This is a genomic window from Streptomyces sp. NPDC015144, from assembly GCF_043079735.1.
Lineage (GTDB): Bacteria > Actinomycetota > Actinomycetes > Streptomycetales > Streptomycetaceae > Streptomyces.
The window spans coordinates 64,360-90,411 of record NZ_JBIBUU010000007.1 but is presented as its reverse complement, the minus strand read 5'-3'; the positions used below and the strand labels follow the sequence as shown (position 1 = coordinate 90,411).

The 26,052-nt window shown below is 73.2% G+C and carries 21 protein-coding genes; 2 read left to right on the top strand and 19 right to left on the bottom strand.

The window, feature by feature from the left end; all coding sequences use genetic code 11:
- Window positions 1-122 precede the first annotated feature (122 nt).
- From ACF08W_RS14535 to ACF08W_RS14495, 9 genes are all read right to left on the bottom strand, one after another.
- Window positions 123-2,456 (bottom strand): xanthine dehydrogenase family protein molybdopterin-binding subunit, encoded by a 2,334-nt coding sequence (locus ACF08W_RS14535; RefSeq protein ID WP_352273694.1) that lies wholly within the window; start codon window positions 2,454-2,456, stop codon window positions 123-125.
- A complete protein-coding gene (locus ACF08W_RS14530; RefSeq protein ID WP_392279408.1) occupies window positions 2,453-4,339 on the bottom strand; it encodes a 2Fe-2S iron-sulfur cluster-binding protein in 1,887 nt (628 codons plus the stop codon). Before ACF08W_RS14530 ends, ACF08W_RS14535 begins: the two co-directional genes overlap by 4 nt.
- On the bottom strand, window positions 4,336-5,232 hold the full coding sequence (locus ACF08W_RS14525) for an FAD binding domain-containing protein (RefSeq protein ID WP_352273692.1): 897 nt from the start codon (window positions 5,230-5,232) through the stop codon (window positions 4,336-4,338). Before ACF08W_RS14525 ends, ACF08W_RS14530 begins: the two co-directional genes overlap by 4 nt.
- A 345-nt stretch (window positions 5,233-5,577) precedes the next feature.
- Window positions 5,578-7,242 (bottom strand): beta-N-acetylhexosaminidase, encoded by a 1,665-nt coding sequence (locus tag ACF08W_RS14520; protein WP_392279407.1) that lies wholly within the window; start codon window positions 7,240-7,242, stop codon window positions 5,578-5,580.
- A 3-nt stretch (window positions 7,243-7,245) separates the two neighbouring features.
- The gene (locus ACF08W_RS14515) at window positions 7,246-8,094 is read right to left on the bottom strand and encodes a carbohydrate ABC transporter permease (RefSeq protein ID WP_392279406.1); all 849 of its coding nucleotides are present in this window, start codon (window positions 8,092-8,094) and stop codon (window positions 7,246-7,248) included.
- Entirely contained in the window at window positions 8,091-9,038 is a 948-nt protein-coding gene (locus tag ACF08W_RS14510) for a carbohydrate ABC transporter permease (RefSeq protein WP_392279405.1), read from the bottom strand. Before ACF08W_RS14510 ends, ACF08W_RS14515 begins: the two co-directional genes overlap by 4 nt.
- 2 nt (window positions 9,039-9,040) lie before the next feature.
- A complete protein-coding gene (locus tag ACF08W_RS14505; RefSeq protein ID WP_392279404.1) occupies window positions 9,041-10,345 on the bottom strand; it encodes an extracellular solute-binding protein in 1,305 nt (434 codons plus the stop codon).
- A 251-nt stretch (window positions 10,346-10,596) separates the two neighbouring features.
- Window positions 10,597-10,887, bottom strand: a complete 291-nt coding sequence (locus ACF08W_RS14500) for a DUF3039 domain-containing protein (RefSeq protein ID WP_352273687.1) — start codon at window positions 10,885-10,887, stop codon at window positions 10,597-10,599.
- Window positions 10,888-10,917: 30 nt separating this feature from the next.
- A complete protein-coding gene (locus ACF08W_RS14495; RefSeq protein ID WP_352273686.1) occupies window positions 10,918-11,478 on the bottom strand; it encodes a YqgE/AlgH family protein in 561 nt (186 codons plus the stop codon).
- Between the two features lie 276 nt (window positions 11,479-11,754).
- Between ACF08W_RS14495 and murA the strand changes: the two genes are divergently transcribed.
- Window positions 11,755-13,095 (top strand): UDP-N-acetylglucosamine 1-carboxyvinyltransferase, encoded by a 1,341-nt coding sequence (gene murA, locus ACF08W_RS14490; RefSeq protein WP_352273685.1) that lies wholly within the window; start codon window positions 11,755-11,757, stop codon window positions 13,093-13,095.
- Between the two features lie 223 nt (window positions 13,096-13,318).
- Here the strand turns inward: murA and ACF08W_RS14485 are convergent, their stop codons facing one another.
- From ACF08W_RS14485 to ACF08W_RS14450, 8 genes are all read right to left on the bottom strand, one after another.
- Window positions 13,319-13,600: an HU family DNA-binding protein gene (locus ACF08W_RS14485; RefSeq protein ID WP_003968811.1), complete on the bottom strand. Its 282-nt coding sequence runs from the start codon at window positions 13,598-13,600 to the stop codon at window positions 13,319-13,321.
- Window positions 13,601-13,944: 344 nt separating this feature from the next.
- The gene (locus ACF08W_RS14480) at window positions 13,945-15,381 is read right to left on the bottom strand and encodes an NAD-dependent malic enzyme (RefSeq protein ID WP_352273684.1); all 1,437 of its coding nucleotides are present in this window, start codon (window positions 15,379-15,381) and stop codon (window positions 13,945-13,947) included.
- A 498-nt stretch (window positions 15,382-15,879) separates the two neighbouring features.
- Window positions 15,880-18,267, bottom strand: coding sequence for a UvrD-helicase domain-containing protein (locus tag ACF08W_RS14475; protein WP_352273683.1), 2,388 nt, complete (start codon window positions 18,265-18,267; stop codon window positions 15,880-15,882).
- A 165-nt stretch (window positions 18,268-18,432) separates the two neighbouring features.
- Entirely contained in the window at window positions 18,433-19,041 is a 609-nt protein-coding gene (locus tag ACF08W_RS14470) for a CGNR zinc finger domain-containing protein (protein WP_392279533.1), read from the bottom strand.
- Window positions 19,042-19,152: 111 nt separating this feature from the next.
- Complete coding sequence (locus ACF08W_RS14465; RefSeq protein ID WP_352273682.1) at window positions 19,153-19,719, bottom strand: GNAT family protein; 567 nt, start codon at window positions 19,717-19,719, stop codon at window positions 19,153-19,155.
- A gap of 58 nt (window positions 19,720-19,777) precedes the next feature.
- On the bottom strand, window positions 19,778-20,149 hold the full coding sequence (locus ACF08W_RS14460; protein WP_392279403.1) for a DUF4259 domain-containing protein: 372 nt from the start codon (window positions 20,147-20,149) through the stop codon (window positions 19,778-19,780).
- Between the two features lie 79 nt (window positions 20,150-20,228).
- Complete coding sequence (locus tag ACF08W_RS14455) at window positions 20,229-21,350, bottom strand: uroporphyrinogen-III synthase (protein ID WP_392279402.1); 1,122 nt, start codon at window positions 21,348-21,350, stop codon at window positions 20,229-20,231.
- Between the two features lie 208 nt (window positions 21,351-21,558).
- Window positions 21,559-22,569, bottom strand: coding sequence for a LysR family transcriptional regulator (locus ACF08W_RS14450; protein ID WP_392279401.1), 1,011 nt, complete (start codon window positions 22,567-22,569; stop codon window positions 21,559-21,561).
- 105 nt (window positions 22,570-22,674) lie between these two features.
- On the opposite strand from ACF08W_RS14450, the gene ACF08W_RS14445 reads away from it, so the two are divergent.
- Window positions 22,675-23,955, top strand: a complete 1,281-nt coding sequence (locus ACF08W_RS14445; protein WP_392279400.1) for an MFS transporter — start codon at window positions 22,675-22,677, stop codon at window positions 23,953-23,955.
- Window positions 23,956-23,977: 22 nt separating this feature from the next.
- On the opposite strand, the gene ACF08W_RS14440 is transcribed toward ACF08W_RS14445, so the two are convergent.
- Window positions 23,978-25,192 carry a beta-ketoacyl-[acyl-carrier-protein] synthase family protein gene (locus ACF08W_RS14440; protein ID WP_392279399.1) on the bottom strand — a complete coding sequence of 405 codons (1,215 nt, stop codon included), beginning with the start codon at window positions 25,190-25,192 and terminating at the stop codon, window positions 23,978-23,980.
- Window positions 25,193-25,351: 159 nt separating this feature from the next.
- A complete protein-coding gene (locus tag ACF08W_RS14435; RefSeq protein ID WP_392279398.1) occupies window positions 25,352-26,014 on the bottom strand; it encodes a TetR/AcrR family transcriptional regulator in 663 nt (220 codons plus the stop codon).
- Window positions 26,015-26,052: the final 38 nt, after the last annotated feature.

Sequence of the window (26,052 nt, the reverse complement as noted above, 5' to 3'; positions counted from 1 at the left end):
CCCGTTGGACGGCAGCCGGCCGACGGTCGGCTCCCGACTTCGGGGCCACCCTAGTGAGGGACGGTGACGGAGCGCATTTCCGGGTTGCAGATGCAACCCGGATCACGCCACGCGCGCGGAGCTCAGGAGTTGGGCGCGGCGACGGCCGCCTGGGGGCGGATCGGGAGGCGGTTGACCGGGCGGCCGGTGGCCGCGCGGACGGCGGCCGCCACCGCTGCCGGGGAGGTCACCACGGGGACCGCGGAGGCGGGCTTGGCGCCGAAGGGGGCCACCACGTCGCGTTCCTCGACGAGTTCGACGATCCGGATGTCCGGGGCGTCCAGCGTGGTCGGGAGCGCGTACCCGGTGAGGTCCGGGTGGCGGACTAGGCCGCGGGCGGTGCGGAGGTTCTCGGTGAGCGCGGCGCCGATGCCCTGGGTGACCCCGGCCTCGATCCGGGTCGCGAGCTGCGCCGGGTTGAGGATCCGGCCGACGTCCTGGGCGACCGCCATCTCGACGACCCGGACGGAGCCGATCTCGATGTCGACGTCCACCACCGCGCGAATCGCGCAGAAGGCGAGGCCGACGAAGGCGTCGCCCTGGCCGGAGGCGTCCAGCGGCTCGGTCGGGTGGGGGCGGCACTGGGCGGTGGCCCACAGCTCCTTGCCGTCCATCGCCTCGGTGACCGTGGTGGAGAGCACCCCGTCGTAGGAGGTGATCTTGCCGTCGGCGATCTGGAGCAGCTCCGTGGACATGCCGAACTTGTGGGCCAGCGGCTGGAGGAGCTGGGTGCGGACCATCTTCGCGGCGCGCTCCACCGCCCCGGCCGACACCCAGGTGTGGCGGCCGTGCGTCGCCGGTCCGGCCGGGGGCTGGTCGGTGTCGACGGAGGCCACGTGGACCTCCTCGATGCCCAGCGTCTCCTGGACGACCTGGCGGGCCAGGGTCGAGAAGCCCTGCCCGGTCTCGACGGCGGCGCAGATGACGGTGGCGATGCCGTCGTGGACCCGGACCGTGGCCGTGGAGACCTCGTCGGCGCCCTCCGCGCCCAGCATGTGGACCATGCCCAGCGCGTAGCCGACGCCCCGGCGGACCGCACCGGGCTCGCCGGCACCCTCCAGGCCGCCGGGCAGCAGCCAGTCGCCCTCCGGGGTGTCCTTGGGCAGCGTGGGGAGCGGGAAGTCCCGTACGGCGGTGAGGAGTTCGGCGACCGGGGCGGGGCAGGTCACCGTCTGGCCGGTGGGCAGGATGTCGCCGGTGGACAGGGCGTTGCGCAGCCGCAGTTCGGCCGGGTCGATGCCGAGCTTGGCGGCCAGCTTGTCCATCTGGCCCTCGTACGCGGCGCAGACCTGCATCGCGCCCTCGCCGCGGACATGGCCCGACGGCGGGTTGTTGGTGCGGACCGCCCAGCCCTCGATGAAGGCGTGCGGGACGACGTACGGGCCGCAGGCGAAGGCGACGGCGGCGGCCAGCGACTCCGAGGAGGACTCGGCGTACGGGCCCGCGTCGAGCAGGATCTGCGCCTCGACCTTGACCAGCCGTCCGTCGGCGTCCGCGTGGTGGCGGTAACGGAGCAGGGTGGGGTGGCGGTGGGAGTGGCCGAGGAAGGACTCCTCGCGGGTGGCGGCCAGCTTGACCGGGCAGCCGGTGCGCAGGGCGAGCAGGCCGAGCGGGAGCTGGAAGCCGGGTTCCTCGCGGTCGCCGGTGGCGCCGGGGACGCCGGTGACGACGATCTTCACCCGCTCGGCTTCGAGGCCGAAGCAGGCGGCGGCGAGGTCGCGGTCGGCGTGCGGGTCGGTGGAGGCGGTGTAGATCTCCACGCCGCCGTCCGGGCGGGGCACGGCGAGCCCGGCCTCGGCGCCGATCGGGGCCGGGTCCTGGCGGCCGATGCGGTACAGGCCCTCGACGACGACCTCGCCGGTGACCTCGGGGTCGCCGTACTGGAGCGGGATGTGGCGGATCAGGTTGCCGTCGGGGTGCAGCGGTTCGGCGGCGAACGCCTGCTCGGGGTCGGTGACCGGTTCGAGGACCTCGTACTCGACGGCGATGGCCGCGGCGGCGAGCCGGGCCGTGTCGGGGTGGTCGGCGGCCACGGCGGCGATCGGCTCGCCGTGGTGGCGGACCAGGTCGGAGGCGAAGACCGGGCGGTCGACGACCCGGCGCCCGTACAGGCTCTCGCCGGGGATGTCCGTGTGCGTGATGACGGCCCGTACGCCGGGCATCGCGGCGGCGGCCGAGGTGTCGACGGACCGGATGCGGGCGTGCGGGTGCGGGGAGCGCAGCACGGCCGCCCAGAGCAGGCCCTCGGCCCACAGGTCGGCGGCGTACGGGAAGGTGCCCTCGGTCTTCGCCCGGGCGTCGGCGGGCGGCAGGGAGACGCCGATGCCGAGCGCGGGCGGTTCGGCGGGGCCGTCGAACGCCGGGGTGGTGATCCGTGTGCTGGCGGCGTTGGCAGCGGTGGCTGCGTCGTTGCTCACGCCATGCCTCCGTCCTGGGCGTGCGTCTCGCTACCGGCCCCGGGGGCCGCCTGATGCGGGATACCGGCCTCGTCGGGCTCCGGGGACGTGGAGTCCGACGAGGCGGCGGCGTGGAGCGCCTCGCGGCCCGCGATGACCTCGTTGACGGCGTCGAGGACGCCGCGGTAGCCGGAACAGCGGCAGAGGTTTCCGCAGAGCGCCTGGCGCGTCTCCAGTTCGCTGGGGGCGTGGTTGCCCTCCAGCAGGTCGTGCACGGTCATGGCCATGCCGGGGATGCAGAAGCCGCACTGGACGGCCCCGCACTTGGCCAGGGCCCGCTGGACGTCGGAGGGTTCGCCGTCCACGGCGAGGCCCTCGACGGTACGGACCTCGCTGCCGGCCGTGGTCGCCGCCGGGACCAGGCAGGAGGCGACGAGCCGGCCGTCCACCTGGACGTTGCAGGCGCCGCACTCGCCCTGCGAGCAGCCGTCCTTGGCCCCGGCCAGGCCGAGGCGCTCGCGGAGCACGTAGAGGAGCGATTCGCCGATCCAGGCGTCGCTGACCGGGCGGTCGGCGCCGTTCACGTGCAGGACGTAGGAGACGGCGGGGTGCTCGTCGGGGAGGCCCGGCTGCACCTGGGGGTCGGCGTCCTCCGGGCTGTCGGCGGCCTCGGCCTCGGGGGCCTCCGTGTCCGCCGGGGTCCGTGTGTCCGCCGGGGACGGGGCGTCCTCCGGGAGCGTGGCGGGTCCGGCCTCCGTCTCGGGCTCCGGCACCTCTTCCGGTGCCCGCTCGGCGGGGGCCTCGTCCACGGCCGGAACGGGCCCGGCCACGGGCTCCGCCGCAGGTTCCGGAACGGGTTCCGGAGCAGGCCCGGAAGCGGCCTCCGGCACGGCGTCCGCGACCGGCTCCGCCACGGGCGCCGCCTGAGCGACCGCCTCCGCCACGGGGGCCGGCCCGGACTCCTGAACAGGTTCCGATTCCGGTTCCGGTTCTGGTTCCACGACGGGCACGGGCGCGGCTACGGGCGCGGGTTCCGGCTCCACGACCGCGGCCGGTTCCGGCTGCACGGTCGGTTGCGGCTGGGCGACGGGCTCCGGCTGGGCGACGGGCTCCTGCCGTACGGCCGGTTCCGGCTGCGTCGCCCACGGGGCGGGGGCGCCGCCGGGCAGCGTGGCCGAGGGGCTCTCGTTCCCGTACCACTGCGCGGCCAGCGCCGAGGCGGCGAACTCGCCGGACTCCTCGGGGAGTTCGCCCTCGGCGACCGGGATCGTCCACTGCCCGGTGTGCCCGCCGTGGCCCGGGTGCTCACCGGCCGGGGCGGTGTGCGGCGCCTGCCCGGCGGGGAGGCCGTACTCCGCCGACTCGGTGAAGTTCCACTGTCCGGTCGCCTGTTGCCCCTGCCCCTCCCCGTACTGCTCCGGAGGAAGCTGTGCGAACGGGTCGTGCGGAGGCTGGGGTGCGTGCGGGGTCCGCGGGTCGTGCGGGGCCTGCGGTGCGTGCGAGGTCTGCTGGGGGTGCTGGGTGGTGTGCGGGGCGACGGCCTGCGGGTACTCGTAGCCGTAGTCGTACGGCCCCTGCTGCTGGTTCGGGTCCGGCCAGTGCACCGCGCCGCCCTGGGACGGCTGCTCCGCGGTGCCCGTCTCCGGCTGGTGGTCCGGCTGCGCCCAGGTGCCGGTGGCCGTCGGGTCCAGCCCGGCGGCGGGCGTCAGCGGCACGATCATCGGCGGGACGTAGCCGTGGCCGGGGGCGGCCAGCGGGATGTTCGCCAGGTCCTCCGGCGACAGCTGGACGAAGGCGGTCGCGCCGTCGTCGTACTCGCCGCCCTGCGGCGTCGGCTGCCAGCTGCCGTAGCGCAGGTGGTCGTCCTGGCGGCCGTGTTCGTCGTTGCGGTCCTCGGTGGTCACGACAGTGCCCTCCCCAGCGCGCGTCGGGCCAGCGCGGCGACGGTCCGCCGCAGGTGCAGTACGGCGGGGGGCAGCGCCGGCGCCTCTCCCCCGTCGGCGGGCGGTTCGTGGTCCGGGACGCAGGCCGCGGCGACGTACTCGCCGAAGGCGGCCAGCGCGTCGGGGGCCAGCCCCCGCTCCCCGTCCCAGTCGATCAGCGAGGCGATCCAGTGCTCGGCCTCCAGCGGGCGCAGCGGCATCGGCGCGATGGCGCCGACCGCGCAGCGCACCCCGCGCCGGGCCGGGTCGAGGACGATCGCGACGGAGGCGGTGGCCCGGCCGGGGCCGGTGCGGCCGGTGGCCTTCAGGAAGACCTGGGGGGCGTGCAGCAGCGGGACCCGGACGAAGCCGATCAGCTCGGCCGGTTCGAGCATCGCGCGGCCGGCCAGCAGGTGCGAGACGGGGATCTCGCGGCGGGTGCCGCCCGGCCCGGCGACGACCAGCTCGGCCTCCAGCGCGGCGAGCACCGGGAGCGCGTCACCGGTCGGGGCCGCGGTGGCGATGTTGCCGCCGAGCGTCCCGGCGTTGCGGATCTGGGGCGGCCCTGCGGCGCGGGCCGCGGCGGCCAGGGCGGGGATGAGGGCGGCGAAGTCGGGCCGCCCCATGCGCGCGTGGGTGAGTCCGGCGCCGAGCAGGGCGTGGCCGTCCTGGTAGTGCCAGCCGCGCAGCTCGCTGATCCGGCCGAGGCCGACCAGGCCGGAGGGGCGCAGCAGCCCCTTGTTGACGGCCGCCATCAGGTCCGTTCCACCGGCCACGGGAACGGCGGCGGGCATGGCGTCGAGCGCCGCCACGGCCTCGTCGAGCGAGGCCGGCAGCGTCACCGACTGCGGCGCCTGCGGTGCGTGCGTGGTCAACCCAGCTGCCCCTTCCCGGTGTCCCGGCTGTCCGGCTGTTTGGCCGTACGGTACGTGCTCGAAGCCCGGACGTGGCAACTCTGGCACATCTTCGGATCGGACCGGCGCGAGGGTCCGCGAAGGGCGCATCCCTCCTCGATCGAGGGAATGTTCCTGTTTCGGACTGATTCGGTGTGGAGTGTGAATTGCCGCTGTTCGTCGCCGCTTGTCGCGGTTGGAACGGGGCGGTGTCCCCCCGCGCCACGCCCGCGCGGCGGGGCGAGTTCCGGACAAAAAACCGCCGGCCGACGCACCCGCCCGGGGTGCGTCGGCCGGAGCCGGGGCCGGTCGGGCCGGCGGCCGGGATCACACGTTCGGGGGTGGTCCGTCGAGAGGGCGGCCCAGCACTCCGGGTCGCTTCTGCCGGGGCAGCGGTCCCTCCGGGCGCCGGTAGTCGACGCCGAGGGCGTCGAGCCGGGGGTAGTGGGCGGTCATGCGGCGCTCGAAGTCCGCGTAGTCCCGTTCGGCGGGGGCGGGCAGCGGGGACCAGGCGACCTCGGCGAAGGCGGCGAGGCGCGGGAAGACCTGGTAGTCGACGCGGGCCCGGTTCTGCATCACCTCGGTCCAGACGTTGGCCTGGGTGCCCAGGATGTGCCGGGCCGCCTCCTCGGAGAGGCCGGGCGGAACGGGCTCGAAGCGGTAGACGTCCTCCAGGGTGCGGATGAAGCCGATGGGCATCGGCTCGTCGGGGCCGCCGTCCTGACGGTGGTCCAGGTAGACGTGCTGCTCCGGGCACATGACGACGTCGTGGCCCGCCTCGGCGGCGGCGACGCCCCCTCGGTAGCCGCGCCAGGAGGAGACGGCGGCGCCCGCCGGGAGGCCGCCCTCCAGGATCTCGTCCCAGCCGATCAGCCGGCGGCCCCGGGCGGTGAGCCAGGCGTCGAAGTGACGGATGATCCAGGACTGGAGCTCGTCCTCGTTGGCCAGGCCGAACTCCTCGATCCGGGCCTGGGCGGCGGGCGAGTCCTTCCACTGCTCCTTGCGGCACTCGTCGCCGCCGATGTGGATGAACGGCGAGGTTGCGGCGGGGAACAGGTCGAGGACCTCTTCGAGGACGCCTTCGAAGAAGCGCAGGGTGGTGTCGGTCGGGGCGAGCACGTTGGCGTTGATGCCCCAGGTGTCCCAGACGGAGAGGGCGGCGGTGTCGACGACGTCCGCGTTGCCGAGTTCGGGGTAGGCGGCGATGGCGGCCTGCGAGTGGCCCGGGATGTCGATCTCGGGGACGACCCGGATGTGCCGCTCGGCGGCGTACGCGACGATCTCGCGGATGTCGTCCTGGGTGTAGTAGCCGCCGTGCGGGGTCTCGTCCCACAGCTCGGAGGCCCGGTGGCCGTGCTTGGTGCGGGGCCGCCAGGAGCCGATCTCGGTGAGCCGGGGGTGGCGCTTGATCTCGATGCGCCAGCCCTGGTCGTCGGTGAGGTGGAAGTGGAAGACGTTGAGCTTGTGGGCGGCGAGGAGGTCGAGGTAGCGCAGGACGTCGTCCTTGGGCAGGAAGTGCCGTGCCACGTCGAGCATCATGCCGCGCCAGGGGAAGCGGGGGTGGTCCTCGATCCGTGCGGCGGGGACGGAGCGCGGCGCCCCGGGGGTGACGGGGGCCCGGCGGAACGCCTCCGGGCCCAGGAGCTGGCGGAGCGTCTGGGCGCCCCAGAAGACGCCCGCGGGGCTGCCGCCGGTGATCTCGACGTACTGCCCGGTCCCGGTGGTCAGGCGGTAGCCCTCGGGCTCCAGCGCCGGGTCCAGGCGCAGCCGTACGGAGTTGTCCCCCGCGTCCCCCGCGTCCTCCTCGTCCCCGGAGCCGCCGGGGGCGAGGGCCAGTCCGAAGGCGGCGCCGAGCGTGGAGCGCAGCCAGCGTTCGGTGTCCTCGGTGCCGGGGGCGGCGGAGATGGTGGTGGACGGGTCGAACTGGAAGCCGCGCCGCCCGTCGTCACCGGTGTGCACGGGGGCGGGGATCAGGCCCTTGTCCAGGTCCATGAGTCAGTCCTTTGTCGCTCCGCCGAGTCCGGAGACCAGGCGGCGCTGTACGAGTACGAAGAAGACCAGTACGGGGACGGTCATCACGGTCGATGCCGCCATGATCCCTCCCCAGTCGTTCTCATCGGGTTTGAAGAAGACCAGCAACGCCATCGGCAGGGTCGACTGGGAGGTGTCGCTGATGATGAACGACTTCGCGAACAGGAAGTCGTTCCAGGTGGAGATGAACGAGAAGACGCTGGTGGCGACGAGGCCGGGGAGGACCAGCGGGAAGAGGATCTGCCAGAGGAAGCGGGTGCGGCTCGCCCCGTCGAGGTACGCGGCCTCCTCCAGCGCCTCGGGCACCGCCCGGACGAATCCGCGCAGCATCCAGATCGCGAACGGCAGCGAGAACGCGAGGTGCGGCAGGATCAGCGCGCCGAGGGTGTTGAGCTGGCCGAAGTCCCGCATCAGGAAGAACAGCGGGATGGTCAGCGCCTCGACCGGCACCATCTGCGCGATCAGGAACATGATCAGCAGGGTGGTGCGGAAGCGGAATCTGAACCGGGTGACCGCCGTCGCCGCGAGGAAGGCGACCAGCGCGGAGGCGATGACGACCGTGCCGGCGACGATCAGGCTGTTGAGGAAGTACCGCCCGAAGTCCTGCTGCTCGAAGACCCGGCGGAAGGAGTCCAGGGACGGCGCGAACGTCCAGGGGCGGGGGCTGGTGGACTGGATCTCCCCGGCCGGTTTGAGGGCGGAGAGCACCATCCAGTACAGCGGGAAGGCGACGGCGGCGGCAATCAGCAGGGCCGCCGCCTCGGCGGCCAGCCGGCCGGGCCGGCGGATGAGCGGTGTGCTCCGGGCGCTCACAGTTCCTCCCCCTGGCGCCGTACCAGGCGCAGGTAGACCAGCGTGACGGCCAGCAGGATCAGCAGCATGACGACGCCGATGGCGGAGCCGAGGCTGTACTGCGAGGAGGCGAACGCCTTCTGGTACGCGTACACGTTGAGCACCAGGTTCTGGCCCGCGATGCCGCCGCCGTTGGTCATGACGTAGATCTGGGTGAAGACCTTGAAGTCCCAGATGATCGACTGGATGGTGACGACGACGAGGATCGGCCGCAGCATCGGGGCCATGACCGAGCGCCAGATCCGCCACTGCGAGGCGCCGTCCAGCGCCGCCGCCTCCAGCACCTCGGTGGGGATCGCCCGGATGCCCGCGTACACCGTCACCATCACGAACGGGAACGAGCACCACAGGACTTCCAGGAGCACCAGGGCGAAGGCGCTGTAGCGCCCGTACGTCCAAGAGAAGTCGCCGAGCCCCAGCACCCGGTTGACCGGGCCGAAGTCGGGGTCGAAGAGAAACACCCAGACGGTGGACCCGGTGATCGCGGGCGTCGCCCAGGCACCGAGCGCGGCCACCATCAGGACGAGCCGGGGCACGGCCCTGATCCGGGTCAGCAGGACGGCGAGCGCGCAGCCGACGAGCAGGGTGGAGACGACACAGGCGGCGGCGAAGAGCACGGTGGCCAGGAGGACCTGCCAGAACTGGCCGTCGCCGAAGAGTTCGGCGTAGTTGCCCAGGCCCCGGAAGGTGGTCGGTTCGCCGCCGCTGACCTGGGCCTGGGTGTACTCCAGGAAGGAGATCAGGCCGAGTTGGTAGATCGGGTAGACGAGCAGCCCGCCCAGCAGGACGAGCGCGGGCAGCAGATAGAGCCAGGGGGTCCAGCCGGAGCCGCGCGCCCGGTGCGCGGCCCCGGCCCCGGCCCTTGCCTTGGCGGTGGTGCGGGGTGTGGTGCTGGTCGTGGTCATCGTCAGCCCGCGTCGGCGAACGCGGCGTCCATCTTCTTCGCCGCGTCGTCCGACGCCTTCGCCACGTCCTTACGGCCGCTGACGATCTCCTGGAACATCGTCGGCAGCACCAGCGAGGCGTCTATCTGCCCCCAGCCCGGCGAGGCCGGGACGAACTTGGCGCCCGCGCCGAGCGTCCGGACGAACGGTTCGACGAACGGCTCCTTCTTCGCGACGGTGTTCCGCACGTCGGTGTAGGTCGGCAGGAAGCCCATCGCGTCGAACATCTTCTCCTGCGTCCGCTTGCCGGTCAGCGACTTCATCAGGTCGACGGCCAGGCTCCGGTGCGCGCTGCTCTTCAGTACGCCGATGTTGTTCCCGCCCGCGAACGCGGGGGCGACGGAGCCGTCCGTGGTGCCGGGCAGCGGGACGACGGCGTACTTGCCCTTCACCGAGCCCGCCTCCACGGCGGCGTGGCTGAAGTCGCCGCCGATCGCCATGGCGGCCTTGCCGGAGGCGAAGGCGGTGACGGTCGCGTTGCCGCCCATCGCGGCGCACTTGGCGGCCGGACAGTTGTCGTCGCCGAAGAGCGAGGTGTACGCCTCGATGCCCTTGCGGGCCTTGGCGCTGTTGATGGCGGCCTGGTACGTGCCGCCGTTCTCCTCGGCGAGTTCGCCGCCGGCCGCCCAGATGAACGGCATCGCGCCGTAGGTGTACGCGCCGCCGACCGCCAGCCCGTACAGGTCCGGCTTCTTCCGGTGGATCTTCTTCGCGGTGGAGATCAGCTCGGCCTGGGTCTTCGGGGCCTCGATGCCCAGCTCCCGGAAGACGTCGGTGCGGTAGTACAGCGCCCGTACGCCGACGAAGAGCGGGGCGCCGTAGACCTTGCCGCCGACCGTCACCGACTGGCGGGCGACGGGGTCGGTGTCCGCGGCCTCGCCCCAGGCGGCGAACTCCTCGCTGATGTCGGCGAGTCCGCCGTCCTTGACGTATCCGGCGGTGTCGGTGTTGCCGTACTCGATCAGGTCCGGGGCGCTCTTCGGGTCGTTGAACGCCGCCTTGATGCGCTGGGCGCGGGTGTCGACGGGGATGTACTCGATCTCGGCCTTGGCGCCCTTGTGGGCCTTCTCGAACTCGGCGACCGCCGCGTCGACGACCTTCTCCTTGGGCTTGTTGCCGACCTCCTGGAACAGCCAGACCCGCAGGGTGCCGGTCTTCGCGTCCCCCTCGGCCTTGTTGTCGGACGTCTGCGGCGCGCAGGCGGTGGCGGTGAGCCCCGCCAGGACGAGCGCCGCGACCGGGGCGGCAATTCGGGCAGACAGTTTCATCCGGGAACCCCTACCGGTAGGTGTTGCAACATACGCAACGGGCGTTTCGTACTGCACAACTGGCAGGAGAGTAGGTGCGCGCGCAGATACCGACAAGTGGTCTCAACCACTCTGTGACCCGGTGGAGCAGCCCGTGCAACGCGGCGGACCTGCGGACGGGGACGCCCCGGGCAACGCGAAGGCCCCCGGGGTGCGTGTGGGAACGCACCCCGGGGGCCCCGAGCGATACGGCCGAACGGCCGGGAGGACCGCTACTTCTTGTCCTTGCCGCCCTTGTCCTTGTCGCCGCCGGCGCCCATGGACTCGTAGATCTCCTTGCACATGGGACAGACGGGGTACTTCTTGGGGTCGCGCCCCGGCACCCAGACCTTCCCGCACAGTGCGACCACGGGGGTGCCCTCCAGGGCACTCGCCATGATCTTGTCCTTCTGGACGTAATGGGCGTAGCGCTCGTGGTCGCCGTCGCCGTTCGACACCTGCGGCGTCGGCTCCACGAGGGTTCCGGTACCTGCCCCGCGCTCGGGCTCGTCAAGAGTGCTCATAACCGCCAAGGGTACCGATCGTCAGGGCCTTCAGTTCAGCGACGGGTCGTCCGGGTAGGTGGCGATCATCGCCAGCTCGCTGCGCTGACGGCGCAGGACCGCACGCCACAGGCGCTCGGGGCGCGGGGAGGAGACGTCACCGGGTTCCGACTCGACCACGTACCAGGCGCCCTCGGTCAGTTCGGCCTCCAGCTGCCCCGGGCCCCAGCCCGCGTAACCGGCGAAGATCCGCAGCGAACCGAGGGCCGCCGCCAGCAGTTCCGGCGGCGCCTCCAGGTCCACCAGGCCGATCGCCCCGTACACCCGGCGCCAGCCGAGCGGACCCTCGTCGCCCGGGATGACCGCCACGCCGAGCGCCGAGTCCAGCGAGACCGGGCCGCCCTGGAAGATCACGTCCGGCTCGCCGGCCAGGCCCGCCCAGGGGGTCAGGATGTCGCGGACGCCCACCGGGGTCGGCCGGTTCAGGACCACGCCGAGGGAGCCCTCCTCGTCGTGGTCGAGGAGGAGCACCACGGCGCGGTCGAAATTCGGATCCGCGAGCGCGGGTGTGGCCACGAGCAGTCGCCCTGTGAGCGAGGACACCTCGGTCATGGCAGAAATGATCCCGCATCTTCGCCCCGCGCGGGCACCGGGCGGGGCGCCCCGCCACCCGGCAGGACGCGGCGCAGCTCAGGGCGCACGGGTGCACGGGGAGCGCGCCCTGCGGAGGGCCATGCGGACGGTGACGCTCCGCAAGACCCGGGGAGCAGAGCGTGTTGTGGCGGATTCATGACGTTCGTACACCCCCCGTTCTCTTACGGGGAGGGGGTGGCGGGCCATTACTCTTTCGTTTGGCCCCCTGCCCGACCACTCCGGAACGCGAGATTCATGACCGGCACAGACGATGTCCTGCTTGTCCACGGCGGAACCCCGCTGGAGGGCGAGATCCGCGTCAGAGGCGCCAAGAACCTGGTGCCGAAGGCGATGGTCGCCGCGCTGCTCGGCAGCGGGCCCAGCCGGCTGCGCAACGTGCCCGACATCCGGGACGTGCGGGTGGTCCGGGGGCTGCTGCAGCTGCACGGTGTGACGGTCCGTCCGGGTGACGAACCGGGCGAGCTGATCCTGGACCCGACCCATGTGGAGAGCGCGAACGTCGCCGACATCGACGCCCACGCGGGCTCGTCGCGCATCCCGATCCTCTTCTGCGGCCCGCTGCTGCACCGGCTCGGCCACGCCTTCATCCCCGGGCTGGGCGGCTGCGACATCGGCGGCCGGCCGATCGACTTCCACTTCGACGTGCTGCGGCAGTTCGGCGCGGTCATCGAGAAGCGGGCGGACGGCCAGTACCTGGAGGCCCCGCAGCGGCTGCGCGGCACCAAGATCCGGCTGCCGTACCCGTCGGTGGGCTCGACCGAGCAGGTGCTGCTGACGGCGGTGCTCGCCGAGGGCGTCACCGAGCTGTCCAACGCGGCCGTGGAGCCGGAGATCGAGGACCTCATCTGCGTACTGCAGAAAATGGGCGCGATCATCTCGATGGACACCGACCGGACCATCCGGATCACCGGTGTGGACCGGCTGGACGGCTACACGCACCGGGCGATCCCGGACCGCCTGGAGGCGGCCTCCTGGGCGTCCGCGGCGCTGGCCACCGAGGGGAACATCTATGTACGGGGCGCGCAGCAGCGCTCGATGATGACCTTCCTCAACACCTTCCGCAAGGTCGGCGGCGCCTTCGAGATCGACGACGAGGGCATCCGCTTCTGGCACCCGGGCGGCCCGCTGAACGCCATCGCCCTGGAGACGGACGTGCACCCCGGCTTCCAGACCGACTGGCAGCAGCCGCTGGTGGTGGCCCTGACGCAGGCCACGGGCCTGTCCATCGTCCACGAGACGGTGTACGAGTCCCGGCTCGGCTTCACCTCCGCGCTCAACCAGATGGGTGCGCACATCCAGCTCTACCGGGAGTGCCTGGGCGGCTCGGACTGCCGCTTCGGCCAGCGCAACTTCCTGCACTCGGCGGTCGTCTCCGGCCCGACCCGGCTGCAGGGCGCGGACCTGGTCATCCCGGACCTGCGGGGCGGTTTCTCGTACCTGATCGCCGCGCTGGCGGCGCAGGGCACCTCGCGGGTGCACGGGATCGACCTGATCAACCGCGGCTACGAGAACTTCATGGAGAAGCTGGAGAAGCTCGGCGCGAAGGTCGAGCTGCCGGGCGGCCCGCTGGTCTGAGCGCGGGCGCCGGAGGACTTCCGACGGGGGTCCGGGACAGTGTCCCGGGCCCCCGTTCCCGCGTTCCGGGGCCTGTGCGGGCCGGGGCGGGCGGGACGCGCCGCCGGGCGGGCCTTCGCAGAGGCACAGAACGGGGCCCTGACGGCCGGTACACCGAAGGGCGGTCACCCGGGATGGGTGACCGCCCTTCGTCGCGCCTGTGGGGCGATGAGGCTGTGAAGCCTTACTTGCCCTTGGCGGCTTCCTTGAGCTTCGAGCCCGCGGAGACCTTCACGCTGTAGCCGGCCGGGATGTTGATCGGGTCGCCGGTCTGCGGGTTACGAGCGGTGCGAGCGGCACGGTGGGTGCGCTCGAAGGTCAGGAAGCCGGGGATGGTGACCTTCTCGTCGCCCTTGGCGACGATCTCACCGACGGTCTCGGCGAGCGCGGCCAGCACGGCGTCGGCGTCCTTGCGAGTCACCTCGGCGCGGTCGGCCAGGGCGGCCACCAGCTCACTGCGGTTCATGTTTGTTACTCCCGTGTTCTTCTTGCCTGTGAGGCGTGAGATCGAAGCCGATGCTGCCAGGGCCCTCGGACAGTCCCCGGACCCGGGTCTGTCGTCAGACCCTCGCGCCCGATTACGCATCCTGCCCCCACCTGCGGCGGTAACGCCAATCCGGCACCCTCCGGAGTCACACGAAAAGCGCCAGGGCCTCGCCGTGGTGACGTTCCGTCGACTCTCCGGAAGCGTTCCGCAGTGGGTGCGGGACTCACCGGTTCGCGCCGCCCGCCCACCCTAAAGGGGCGTTTGGGGCGGCGCGTCCCGCGACGCGCCGTAGCCGGGGGCCCGCCGGGTCGGGGCGGCGCGGGTCAGACGCGGTCGCCCGCGCCCTTCGTACCACCGGCGGCCGCCCGCGCGGCGTCCCGGACGGCGCCGGCGACGGCACCGGCGACCCGGTCGTTGAAGACCGACGGGATGATGTAGTTGGCGTTCAGCTCGTTCTCGGCGACGACATCGGCGAGGGCGCCCGCGGCGGCGAGCATCATCTCCGTGTTGACCGTCCGGGACTGGGCGTCCAGCAGGCCGCGGAAGACACCCGGGAAGACCAGCACGTTGTTGATCTGGTTCGGGAAGTCGGAGCGGCCGGTGGCGACAACTGCGGCCGTCTCGCGGGCGATTGCCGGGTCCACCTCGGGGTCCGGGTTCGCGAGCGCGAACACGATGGCACCCTCGGCCATGGCGGCGACGTCCGCGCCGTCCAGCACGTTCGGCGCGGAGACGCCGATGAAGACATCGGCGTCGACCACGGCCTGCTTGAGCGTGCCGGTGACCGACTCCGGGTTGGTGTTGTCGGCGATCCAGCGCAGCGGCGAGTCGGGCGCGGCGGAGACCAGGTCCTCGCGACCGGCGTGCACCACGCCGTGGATGTCGGCGACGACGGCGTGCTTGACGCCCGCGGCCAGCAGGAGCTTCAGGATGGCCGTACCGGCGGCTCCGGCGCCGGACATGACGACCCGCACGTCCCCGATGCCCTTGCCGACCACGCGCAGCGCGTTGGTCAGCGCGGCCAGGACGACGATCGCGGTGCCGTGCTGGTCGTCGTGGAAGACCGGGATGTCCAGGGCCTCGCGCAGCCGCGCCTCGATCTCGAAGCAGCGGGGGGCGGAGATGTCCTCCAGGTTGATGCCCGCGAAGCCGGGGGCGATCGCCTTGACGATCTCGACGATGGCGTCGGTGTCCTGGGTGTCCAGGCAGATCGGCCAGGCGTCGATGTCGGCGAAGCGCTTGAAGAGGGCCGCCTTGCCCTCCATCACCGGCATGGCGGCCATCGGGCCGATGTTGCCGAGGCCGAGGACGGCGGAGCCGTCCGTCACGACCGCAACCGTGTTGCGCTTGATGGTCAGGCGCCGGGCGTCCTCGGGGTTCTCGGCGATCGCCATGCAGACCCGGGCCACACCGGGGGTGTAGATCATCGAGAGGTCGTCACGGTTGCGGATGGGGTGCTTGGACGCCATCTCGATCTTGCCGCCGAGATGCATCAGGAACGTACGGTCGGAGACCTTGCCCAGGACGACGCCGTCGATGCCGCGCAGCCCCTCGACGATCTCGTCGGCGTGTGCGGTGGAGGTGGCCGCGATGGTGACGTCGATCCGCAGCTTCTCGTGGCCGGAGGCGGTCACGTCGAGACCGGTGACCGACCCGCCGGAGGACTCCACGGCCGTGGTGAGCTGGGAGACCGCGGTACCGCTCGCGGGCACCTCCAGCCTGACCGTCATCGAGTACGAGACGCTGGGCGCCGTTGCCATGGCCGAGACCTTCGCTTTCCTTAGCTTCATTGCTGCGCGGCCGGGGCGCTCACCTCGGACACGCTTTCCGATCGTCGCACCTACTGGCGGGTAGCCGGTAATCGCCTGCCGCACTTCGGAAATCTTTTTCCACCATACGAGAAGTCATGGCTTCAGTGGAAGCCCCGACCGGAAACGGACCCGCGAGAACAGGCCCACCCCCGGACCCGCCGACGCGCCCCGCGCGCCCGCCCCGGGTGCGTCCCGCAAACGAGAACAGACCCGCGCCACCGGAAGGTGACGCGGGTCTGTCGTCGAGCTGTACGACACCGGCCCGCCATGCTCGCCTCGCGGCAAGTGGTCGCTCGAAGCGACGAAGGTTGGGCCCGGGGGCTTGGATCGAGCCGGTGCCGACACCAGGCTAACAAAGACCGCGCAGAAGCGATTCCCCACGGCGCGGGCCGACCGGCGGAACGATCCGTCCGCCCGGGGACGCTCCCCGGGCGGACCGGCCGGCGCTCAGTCCCTCAGCAGGTCCGGGACCCCGTCCCCGTCGGGCAGGTCCCGCGCCCCCGACACCACCGTGAGCTGCTGCGTTGCCCGCGTCAGCGCCACGTACAGCACCCGCAGACCGGCCGGGGACTCGTCAGCGATCTCGGCGGGCGAGACCACCACCGTGGCGTCGTACTCCAGGCCCTTGGCCTCCAGGCTGCCCAGCGCGACCACCCGTTCGCCCAGCTCGGCGAGCCACTCCCGGGCCTGCGCGCGCCGGTTCATCGCGACGACCACGCCCACCGTGCCGTCGACCTCGGCGAGCAGCCGCCGCGCCTCCTCGCGCACCGCCGCCGCCAGGTCGCCGTCGCCCACGGCCGCGAAGCGGGGGCGTACGCCGGTGGAGCGGACCGCGGCGGGCGACTCCATCCCGGGCATCGCCAGCGCCAGCACCTTGGCGGCCAGCTCGGCGATCTCGGCGGGGTTGCGGTAGTTCACCGTGAGGGTGAAGCGGCGGCGCGGCCGGTTGCCGAGCGCCTCGTCACGGGCGCGGGCCGCCTCGTCCGGGTCCGACCAGGACGACTGGGCCGGGTCGCCGACGATCGTCCAGGTGGCGTGGCGGCCCCGGCGGCCGACCATCCGCCACTGCATGGGCGTGAGGTCCTGCGCCTCGTCGACGATGACGTGCGCGTACTCGGTGCGCTCGGCGGCCAGCCGCTCGGCCCGCTCGCGCTGGGTCTCCTCGCGCTGCGGCATCAGCTCCTCCAGACCGGTGAGCTGGTCCAGCGGGTCGGCCTCGCGCTTCCTCTTCGGCCGGGGCGGGGCGCCGAGCAGGGTCTGGAGCTCGTCGAGGAGCGCCACGTCGTGGACGGAGAGGGGGCCCTTGCCGTCGGGGCCGAGCCGCTTCAGGGAGCGGGCGAGGCGGCGCGTCTCGCCCTGGTTGAGGACCCGGCGGGCCCAGCGGCCGAGCCGCTTCTCGTCGGCCATCGCGGCGAGCACCCCGCGCGGGGTCAGTTCGGGCCACCAGGCGTTCAGGAAGTCGAGGAAGTCCGTCTCGGTGGAGACGTCCTCGTCGAACGAGGAGCGCAGCTCGGCGGCGAGTTCGGGGTCGGTGTAGCGGCCCCGGCCGGAGGACTTGTTCCACAGGGCGTCCAGCAGCATCCGGCGGGCGCGCGGGCGCAGCAGGTTGACCGGGGCGGTGCCGCCGAGCACGGACTGCCGGATGCGGCGCAGCTCGTCGGCCTCCAGCTCGATCCGGGCGCCGAACGCGACGACCCGCAGCCGGGCCGGGGTGGCCGGGGCGGTGGTCCGCGCCGGCTCCTCCTCGCCGAGGGCGAGCTGGCCGCCGGTGTCGTGGCGCGGGCGCGGGGTGCCGGGCTGTTCCAGGGCGCCGCGGGCGGCCTTGCGCAGGACGGCGAGCATTCGCGAGGAGCCCTTGATCCGGGCGACGGCGGGCTCGTCGTAGGTGGTGGCGCCCTCGACGCCGGCCGCGTCGTCGGAGAGCGAGCCGACCGCGCGGATCGCGACCTGCCCCTCCTCGCCGAGCGAGGGCAGCACGCCCTCGGTGTAGGCGACCAGGAGCGGGGTCGGCGAGACGATGAGGATGCCGCCCGCGTACCGCCGTCGGTCCTGGTAGAGGAGGTAGGCGGCCCGGTGCAGCGCCACGGCGGTCTTGCCGGTGCCGGGGCCGCCGGAGACCTCGGTGACGGAGGCGGCGGGGGCCCGGATCACCAGGTCCTGCTCGGCCTGGATGGAGGAGACGATGTCCCGCATGGTGTGGCTGCGGGCCTGGCCGAGCGCCGCCATCAGGGCGCCGTCGCCGATGACCGGCAGCTTTCCGCCGTCGAGGTACGCGGTGAGTTCGGGGCGCATCAGGTCGTCCTCGACGCCGAGGACCTTGCGGCCCTTGGAGCGGATGACCCGGCGGCGTACGACCCGGCCGGGGTCCTTCGGCGTCGAACGGTAGAACGGGGCGGCGGCCGGGGCGCGCCAGTCGATGACCAGCGGGGCGTAGTCGGCGTCGAGGACCCCGATCCGGCCGATGTGCAGCGTCTCCGCGATGTCGGCCGTGGCGTCGTCGCGCACCGCGTCGTCGGCGGGCTCGACGGAGGTGTACGCGCCGTCGGGGCCGCGTTCGCCGTCCTTGCCGAGCAGCAGATCGATCCGGCCGAAGAGGAAGTCCTCGAACTCGCTGTTCAGCCGGTTGAGGTGGATCCCGGCGCGGAACACCTGGGCGTCGCGCTCGGCGAGCGCCCCGGGCGTTCCGACCTGGCCGCGCTTGACGGCGTCGTCCATGAGAAATTCCGCCTCGTGGATCTTCTCCTCGAGGCGGTGGTACACCCGGTCGAGGTGTTTCTGCTCGACCCCGATCTCCCGGTCCCGCAACGAATCGACAGCGGCATCCTGCGCGGCCACCGAGGCCCCTTTCTGATGTGCATTTGGGCAGCCGTCAACCTTAGGCGAAGGGATGCCCGCCGCGCACCTGCCGCGCATGCCGAAAATGGTGCGCAGCGGGTCCGGACCCCGGGGACGGGACGGCACCCGCGCCGGCCCACCTCGCATCCGGTCCGGAACCCCGGTTCAGGACACGCCCGCGCCCGCGGCCCGGGCCGCCGCCCGGCGCCGGTGCCTGGCCACCCGTTCGCGGTTGCCGCACACCTCGCTGGAGCACCAGCGCCTGCGGCGGCCCCGCGAGGTGTCGAGATAGAAGCGTCGGCAGCCCACGGCCTCGCAGCGGCGCAGCCCGGCCCGCGCCACCGGGTCGGTGAGGAGGTCCACCACGTCGCGGGCGACGGCGGTCAGCAGCTCCCCGCACTCGGGATCGCCGCTGAGCGTGCGGACCAGCTTGCCGCCCCGGCCGCGTACCGCCCGTACCCCCGGCGGTGCCCCGGCGGCGAGCGCGTTGACCCGCTCCAGGGCGTACCGGTCGCCCCGGCCGCCCAGCTCCGCCGTCAGCAGCCGGTCGACACCGGCCCGTAACTGCCGGAAGCGGACCACCCAGCTCTCGTCCACGGCGTCCAGCCGGGTGCCGTCCGGTACGAGCCCGGTGGCGACCAGCCAGTCGGCGAGCCGCTCGGCGCCGTCCAGCAGCTCGCACGAACCGGTGGTGCCGATGCCCGTCGCCACCAGGTCGAGACAGGGCCGGCCCGCGTCGAACCGCCACTCGTACGCGCTCTTGCCGGTCATCATGGGCATGCCACCGCCTCGGGTCACCGGTCGGGTCTCCCCCAGGGTGCCCCGCCGACGGCCCGCCCGGAACCCCTGCCGCCCGCGCCGGGGATGCGGACGCGCCGGGACGGTTCAGTCGCGCGGCGGGCCGTCGTGCAGGATCCGCTGGAAGACGCGGTGGTCGCGCCAGTCCCCGTTGATGTGGAGGAAGCGGGGCGCCAACCCGTACTGCTCGAAGCCGCACTTGGCGAGCACCCGCTGCGAGGCGACGTTGTCCACCATCGTCCCCGCCTCGATCCGGTGCAGCCCCAGCCCGTCCCTGGCCAGCTCGCAGATCCGGCGCACGGCGGCCGTGGCCAGCCCGCGCCCCGCGCACTCGACGTCCACCCAGTAGCCGAGCGCGCCGCTGCGCAGCGGGCCGAGCACGATGCCGTTCAGGTTGAACCCGCCGACCGCGCGGTCCTCCGCGTCGGCCAGCACCCAGCCCTTCGCCCGGCCGGCCTCGCACTCCACGAGCAGCCCGGTCAGCCGCTCGCGCTGCCCCTGCTCGGTGTAGAAGTGGTCGGGCCGGATGGGCTCCCACGGCTGCATGTAGGCCCGGCTACGGGTCAGCGAGTCGGCGAGGGAGGCCGCGTCCCGCAGCTCGACGGGGCGCAGCCGTATCTCCGCGTCGAGCTGGTAGATGTCGTTGTCGTCCATCCCCGCAAGGTATCCCGGCAGGCCACGGCAGCCCCGTCCTTTCCCGGGCGCGGCCCGGTCAGTGCGCCCGTTCCGCGAGGGCGGCCAGCCGGTCGAAGGTGCGGATCAGCTCGGCCCGTCTCTCCTCCTTGTACTCGGGGGTGGGCTCCAGATCGTCGATGGTCCCCTCCCACACGGGCATGAACGTCTCCCGCCAGCCCGCGACCACCGCCGGCTCCGGCACACCCGCGCCGGCGTACCCCTGCTCCGCGATCAGGCAGAGCAGCTCGATGTCGCACGGCACGGTGACGCCCTCGTACTCGTCGGGCTCCAGACAGACCGGATCACCGGCCATCGCCTCCGCGATCCGCTCGACGAGCCGCCCGGTGATGCCCGAGAGATGGTCCGCCGCCGCGTCGCTGTCGAAGTTGCCACTGCCCCAGGTGCCCATGGAGTCCCCCTGCCCGCTCGCCCGTTGCCTCTGGGTCCGTTGTAGCAGCGGGCACTGACAACGCGGCCCCGTCAGCTCCTCAGCGCGGGTCCAGCGCCAGCCGGTAGCCGCGTTTGACCACCGTACGGATGAGAGCGGGGTCGCCCAGTGCCGTGCGCAGCCGGGCGACGGCCGTCTCCACCGCGTGCTCGTCGAGACCGCCGCCGGGCAGCGCGCGCAGCAGTTCGGCGCGGGACACCACCCGGCCGGGGTGCCGGGCCAGGGCGTGCAGCAGCGCCATTCCGGCGGGTGTCACCCGGCGCGGCCCGCCGTCCACGAGCACCGCCCGCCCACGGACCGCCACCCGGTGCCCGGCGATCTCCCACTCCGTTTCGCGGGCGGGCAGTTCGGCGCAGAGGAGCTGGACGAGCGGGGCGAGCCGGAAGCGTTCCGGCTGCACGGTGCCGATCCCGCGCTCCTCCAACGGCCGGGCGGTGACCGGTCCGACGCAGGCCACGAGCACGTCCTCGCGCAGCGCGCCCAGCAGTTCCGGGAGCAGCCCGCGGCGCTCGGCCCGCCCGAGCAGCGCCGTGGCGGCCGGGGCGCTGGTGAAGGTGAGGGCGTCCAGGCCGCGGGCGACGGTGAGGTCGAGCAGCCGGTCGAGCGGGGCGATGTCCTCGGGCTCCGTCCAGCGGTAGACGGGGACGGGGCGGACCTCGGCGCCCGCCGCGCGCAACGGCCCGATGAACTCGGCGAGCGAGTCGCCGTGCAGCTGGACGGCGATGCGACGGCCCGCGACGCCCTCGGCCAGGAGCCGTTCCAGCACCTCGGCCATGGCTTCGGAGGCGGCCGACCACGTCTCGGTGAGCCCGGCTCCCCGGACGGCGCCCTTGGCCTTGGGGCCGCGGGCCAGCAGTTCGGCCCCGTCCAGCGCCGTCAGCAGCGCGTCGGCGAGGCCCCACTCCGCGGCGGCACCGATCCAGCCCTGGAAGCCGACCGCGGTGGTGGCGACGACCACGTCCGGCGGGGAGGCGATGATCTCCCGGGTGGCGGCCCGCAGTTGGCCGTCGTCGGCGAGCGGCACGGTCCGCAGGGCGGGGGCGTGCACGACCGAGGCGCCCCGCCGTTCCAGCAGCGCCCCGAACTCCTCCGCGCGGCGCGCGGCGGTGACCCCGACGGTGAAGCCCGTGAGGGGTCCGTACTCCTCGTCGTCCTGGTGCATGTGGTCGGCCGACTCCCGTTCCGCTCCCGTTGGCGTTCCCGCGGCCGCCCATGATGCGCGGGGCACATGACGGGGCCGGTTCACCCGTGTTTCCCGCCGGTTACGCCGTGGGTTCATCTCGCGGCCGTGTCCGGCGACGGTATACGTACTGGTTCCCGCCCACCGAGCATCACGGCCGCGTCACCGCCCCCCGAGCGTCACGGCCGCGTCACCGCCCGCCGAGCATCAGGGTCGCGTCGGGTTCGGGCAGCCAGCTGCCGGGCGGGCGCACCAGCCACCCCTCCTCGGCCCCGAGCAGCGCGGCGGCCTCGCACAGCGCGTCGAGCCCGGGATGGCGCAGCCCCTTGCGCCAGACCAGCAGCAGCGGCGAGAGCGGTACGGGGTCGACCAGCGGGCGCACCACGGTGCCCGGCATCGGCGGGAACTCGTCGACCACCAGCACCGGGTTCCGGGACTTCGCCATGACCCGCTGGAACTCGGCGACACCGATCGCGAGCGGGACGGGCGGCGCCAGCTCGATGCCCCATGCGGTGAAGAGCAGCCGGGCGAACTCCGTCCACTCCACCGTGCGCGGATTTCCGGCGCCCGCGTAGACGGTCTCCCCGGCCAGATCGCCGAGGGGGACGGTCTCGCGCGCGGCGAGCCGGTGGTCGTCGGGGAGCAGCACGGCCATCGGCTCGTACCGCACCGGCCGCATGCCCAGCCGGGCCCGTACCGCCGGGCCGAGTCCGGCCGCGCGGCCGAAGGAGACGTCGAGCCGGCCGGCCAGGATCTCGTCGGCCGCCCAGGTCAGCCCGCTCTCGAAGCGCGCCATCAGCTCGCACCGGGGGGCCAGTTCGCGGGCGCGGGCGAGGACCCGGGCGGCCGTCATGCCGTCGGTGTTGAGGTCGACGAAGAGAGGCAGGTCCGCCCGGTCGGTGAAGGCGGCGGCCAGCTCTGCGTGGGCCTCCAGCACCCGTCGCGCGTACGGCAGGAGCCGTTCCCCGTCCGCGGTGAGGGCGACCTGCCGGGTGGTCCGCACGAACAGCTCCACGCCCAGCTCGCGTTCCAGGCGGCGGACGTCGCGGCTGAGCGCCTGCTGGGCGACGTAGAGGCGGGCGGCGGCGCGGGTGAAGTGCAGCTCCTCGGCGACCGCGACGAAGACGCGGAGGAGGCGCGGGTCGGTGTGGGGGCGGGGGTGCTGCGTCGGGGCGCCGGATCCGGCGGCGGAGGAGACCACACCGGAACCTACAACACAGGTGCGTCAATATTCACATCACAGATGCGTGAATCGGTGCGGAGAAGGTGTTGGACCCCGGGGGCCGCCCGCCCGGAGGCTTGCTCCATGCCGTACGAGACCGCTCCAGCCCCTTCCTCGTCCCCGTCCTCGTCCTCCCCCCTGCTCGCCGTCTCCGGCGGCCAGCTGGTCATCGCCCCGCGCACCGCCCCCGTCCGGCGGGCGTCCAGCAATCCGTACGTCCGGCTGCTCGCCACCCCGGGCGCCCGCGCCTTCACCGCGGGCAACCTCATCGCACGGCTGCCCAGCGGGATGTTCAGCGTCAGCGCGGTCATCATGATCGCCGGGACGCGCGGCTCGTACGCCCTGGCCGGGGCCGTCACCGCGACCGGGCTCGCCGCCACGGCGGTGGTCGCCCCCTGGACGGCCCGGCTCGTCGACCGGTACGGGCAGGCCCGGATCGCGGTGCCCGCCACCGCGATCGCCGTGCTCGGTTCGCTGGCGCTGCTGCTCTGCGTGCACTACGACGCCCCGGCCTGGACCCTCTTCGCCGCCTACGCCGCGACCGCCACCACGCCCAACACCGGCGGGATGTCCCGGGCCCGCTGGGCCCATCTGCACCGGGGCGACCCCGCCGCGCTGCACACCGCGAACTCCTTCGAGCAGGCCGCCGACGAGCTCTGCTTCATGCTCGGCCCGGCACTGGCCGCGCTGTTGTGCGGGGCGCTCTTCCCGGAGGCGGGGACCCTGGTCTCCGCCGTCCTGCTGATGACCGGCGTACTGGTCTTCGCCGCCCAGCGCGCCACCGAACCCCCCGTCGCCCCCCGCACCCGCACCGGCTCCCCGCTCCGCACCCGGGGCATGCCGCCGCTGCTCGCCGCGTTCCTGGCCACCGGGGCGGTCTTCGGTTCGATGGAGGTCGTCACGATCGCCCACGCGGGCGGTGCGGTCCTGGCGCTCCAGGCGGCCGGTTCCTGCGTCGCGGGGCTGCTCTACGGCTCGCTCCGCCCGGCCGCGAGCATCCGGCGGCGCCTGCTGGTCTGCCTGACCGGGATGACGGCCCTGATGTCCCTGCCCCTGATCGCCGCCGCCTCGACCCCTTCCGTGCTCGTCCTGGCGGCCGCGCTGCTGCTGGCCGGCGCGGCGACGGCACCGACCATGGTCACCGGGATGACCCTGATCCAGCGCCTCACCCCCGAGGGCCGGCTGAACGAGGGGATGACCCTGGCCGTGACCGCGCTGCTGGGCGGCATCGCGGCCGGTTCGGCGACCGGCGGCTGGTTCGTGGAGCATGTCGGGGGCGTCCAGGGCTACGCCGTACCGATCTGCGCGGCGGCCCTGGCCCTGGTCCTCGCCCTGACGGGCGTCCGGGTCCCCCGGGAGCGCTGAGCCGCGCGGCCGCCCGCCACGGTCAGCCGGTGAGGACGAGGCTGACGTTGTGGCCGCCGAAGCCGAACGAGTTGGCCAGGGCGGCGGTCCACCGGCCGGTGCGGGGTTCGCCGCGTACCAGGTCCAGCTCCACGCGCGGATCGGGTTCGTCGAGGTTGCGGATGGCCGGGAGCGTGCCGTGCCGGAGGGCGAGGAGGGCGACCATGGCGCCGACCGTGCCGGAGGCGCCCAGCATGTGGCCGGTCATCGACTTCGTCGCCGTCACCGCGGCGTGGTCGCCGATCGTACGGGCGACCGCCTCGGCCTCCGCCAGGTCGCCGGACTCGGTCGAGGTGGCGTGGGCGTGGACGACGCCGATGTCCGCCGGGGCCAGGCCGGCGTCGCGCAGCGCCAGCTCGATCGCGCGGACCTGGCCCGCCGTGTCGGAGGCCGTGATGTGGTCCGCGCTCGATCCGACGGAGCCGCCCGCCAGCGCCCCGTAGCCGCGTACGGAACGGGCGCGGGCGAACTCCTCGCGTTCCAGCACCATCATTCCCGCGCCCTCGCCCATCACGAAGCCGGACCGCCCGACGTCGAACGGCCGGGACACCGCCTCCGGGTCCTCGGACCGCGTCGACAACGCCTTCATCTGGGCGAACGCCGCGAGGGTGAAGGGGTGCAGGCAGGCTTCCACGCCACCGGCGACGACCACGTCCACCCGCCCGCTGCGGATCAGGTCCTGCCCCAGGGCGAGGGCCTCCGCCCCGGAGGCGCAGGCGCTCACCACCGTCCGTGCGCCGCCCTTCGCGCCCAGGTCCATGCTCACCCAGGCGGCGGGCCCGTTGGGCATCAGCATGGGCACCGCGAACGGCGAGAGCCGGCGGGCCCCGGCGCGCTCGAAGACGTCGTCCTGCCCCAGCGTGGTGAGGACGCCCCCGGTCCCCGTACCAAGGACGACGGCGAGCCGCTCCGGCTCCACCTGCGGCGCCCCGGCGTCCCGCCATGCCTCCCGGGCGGTGAGCAGGGCCATCTGCTCGCCCCGGTCCAGCTTCCTCGCCTCGGTCCTGGGGAGCAGCGAGGCGGGGTCCGTGGGGAGCGCGGCCGCGACGTGCACGGGCAGGTCCTCCGCCCACTCCTCCGTCAGGGACCGCACCCCCGATCTGCCGTCCAGCAGGCCCGCCCACAGCGCCGCGGCATCGTCCCCCAACGGTGTCATCGCACCGATGCCGGTCACCAGCACACGTCCGTCGCGGGTCATACGGGCCTCCTCGGATTATGTGGATGCCCAACAGCACCCGAATCGCTCCACAACGATCATTTCAGCGAGGGAAAAGGGGAATCAGGAGCGCGAGCCACCGATTCGGAGGCGGGACTTTATGAGACTTCCACAAACCTGGACGCCATGGAGAGAGGCGCGTCAGGGCAGTCTCAGACCACCGGCCGCCAGGCCCAGCTCGGCCTCCGCGAGTCTGCGCGCGAGGTCGGCGAGGGGCTCCGTACGCCGGTCCGCGCTGGTGTTGATGTACGCGCTGGCGCCGTCGACGACGGCGAGGATGCGCACGGCCGACGCCCACGGGTCCTCGCAGCGGAACTCCCCCTCCCGCACCCCGCGCGCGATGATCTGCTCGATGCGGTGGCACCAGCGCAGCTCCTGGCTGACGACCTGGCCGTGGAGCGCGGGGCGGTAGCGGGACAGGTGCCGCGCGTTGAGCCAGAGCTTGCTGACGTTGTCGAACTCGGCGCCCGATATCAGGGTGAAGAAGCGCCGGAAGGCGTCCAGGGGTCCTCCCTCCACCCCGTCCACTCCGTCCGCCGCTTCGGCCCCGGCCGCCGCCTCGGGCAGCAGGCCGTCCAGTTCCGCCGTGGTGGCCCGGGCGAACGCCTCCGCCACCAGCTCCTCGACCACCGGGAAGTAGTGGTGGATGAGTCCGGACTGGACCCCGAGGCCGTCGGCGATCCGCTGCCGGGTGACGCACTCCAGGCCCTCCTCCAGCCCGACCAGCGCGGCCGCGGCCACGATCTCGCGGCGCCGCTCCGCCGCCGATTTGCGCACTTGTTTCCCGGTACCCCTTGACGCCATGGCGAAGATGCTATTGGCTGTGCAGCCAAATAACAATT

Excerpts from the sequence above, each read along its gene's own strand:
- ACF08W_RS14440 (WP_392279399.1), bottom strand. The coding sequence starts at position 25,192 with ATGACCCGCGACGGACGTGTGCTGGTGACCGGCATCGGTGCGATGACA.
- ACF08W_RS14455 (WP_392279402.1), bottom strand. The coding sequence starts at position 21,350 with ATGCACCAGGACGACGAGGAGTACGGACCCCTCACGGGCTTCACCGTC.
- ACF08W_RS14485 (WP_003968811.1), bottom strand. The coding sequence starts at position 13,600 with ATGAACCGCAGTGAGCTGGTGGCCGCCCTGGCCGACCGCGCCGAGGTG.
- ACF08W_RS14470 (WP_392279533.1), bottom strand. The coding sequence starts at position 19,041 with ATGATGACCGGCAAGAGCGCGTACGAGTGGCGGTTCGACGCGGGCCGG.
- ACF08W_RS14520 (WP_392279407.1), bottom strand. The coding sequence starts at position 7,242 with ATGGACCTGGACAAGGGCCTGATCCCCGCCCCCGTGCACACCGGTGAC.
- ACF08W_RS14510 (WP_392279405.1), bottom strand. The coding sequence starts at position 9,038 with ATGACCACGACCAGCACCACACCCCGCACCACCGCCAAGGCAAGGGCC.
- ACF08W_RS14500 (WP_352273687.1), bottom strand. The coding sequence starts at position 10,887 with ATGAGCACTCTTGACGAGCCCGAGCGCGGGGCAGGTACCGGAACCCTC.
- ACF08W_RS14480 (WP_352273684.1), bottom strand. The coding sequence starts at position 15,381 with ATGGCAACGGCGCCCAGCGTCTCGTACTCGATGACGGTCAGGCTGGAG.
- ACF08W_RS14435 (WP_392279398.1), bottom strand. The coding sequence starts at position 26,014 with ATGGCGTCAAGGGGTACCGGGAAACAAGTGCGCAAATCGGCGGCGGAG.
- murA (WP_352273685.1), top strand. The coding sequence starts at position 11,755 with ATGACCGGCACAGACGATGTCCTGCTTGTCCACGGCGGAACCCCGCTG.
- ACF08W_RS14445 (WP_392279400.1), top strand. The coding sequence starts at position 22,675 with ATGCCGTACGAGACCGCTCCAGCCCCTTCCTCGTCCCCGTCCTCGTCC.
- ACF08W_RS14465 (WP_352273682.1), bottom strand. The coding sequence starts at position 19,719 with ATGGACGACAACGACATCTACCAGCTCGACGCGGAGATACGGCTGCGC.
- ACF08W_RS14460 (WP_392279403.1), bottom strand. The coding sequence starts at position 20,149 with ATGGGCACCTGGGGCAGTGGCAACTTCGACAGCGACGCGGCGGCGGAC.
- ACF08W_RS14505 (WP_392279404.1), bottom strand. The coding sequence starts at position 10,345 with ATGAAACTGTCTGCCCGAATTGCCGCCCCGGTCGCGGCGCTCGTCCTG.
- ACF08W_RS14495 (WP_352273686.1), bottom strand. The coding sequence starts at position 11,478 with ATGACCGAGGTGTCCTCGCTCACAGGGCGACTGCTCGTGGCCACACCC.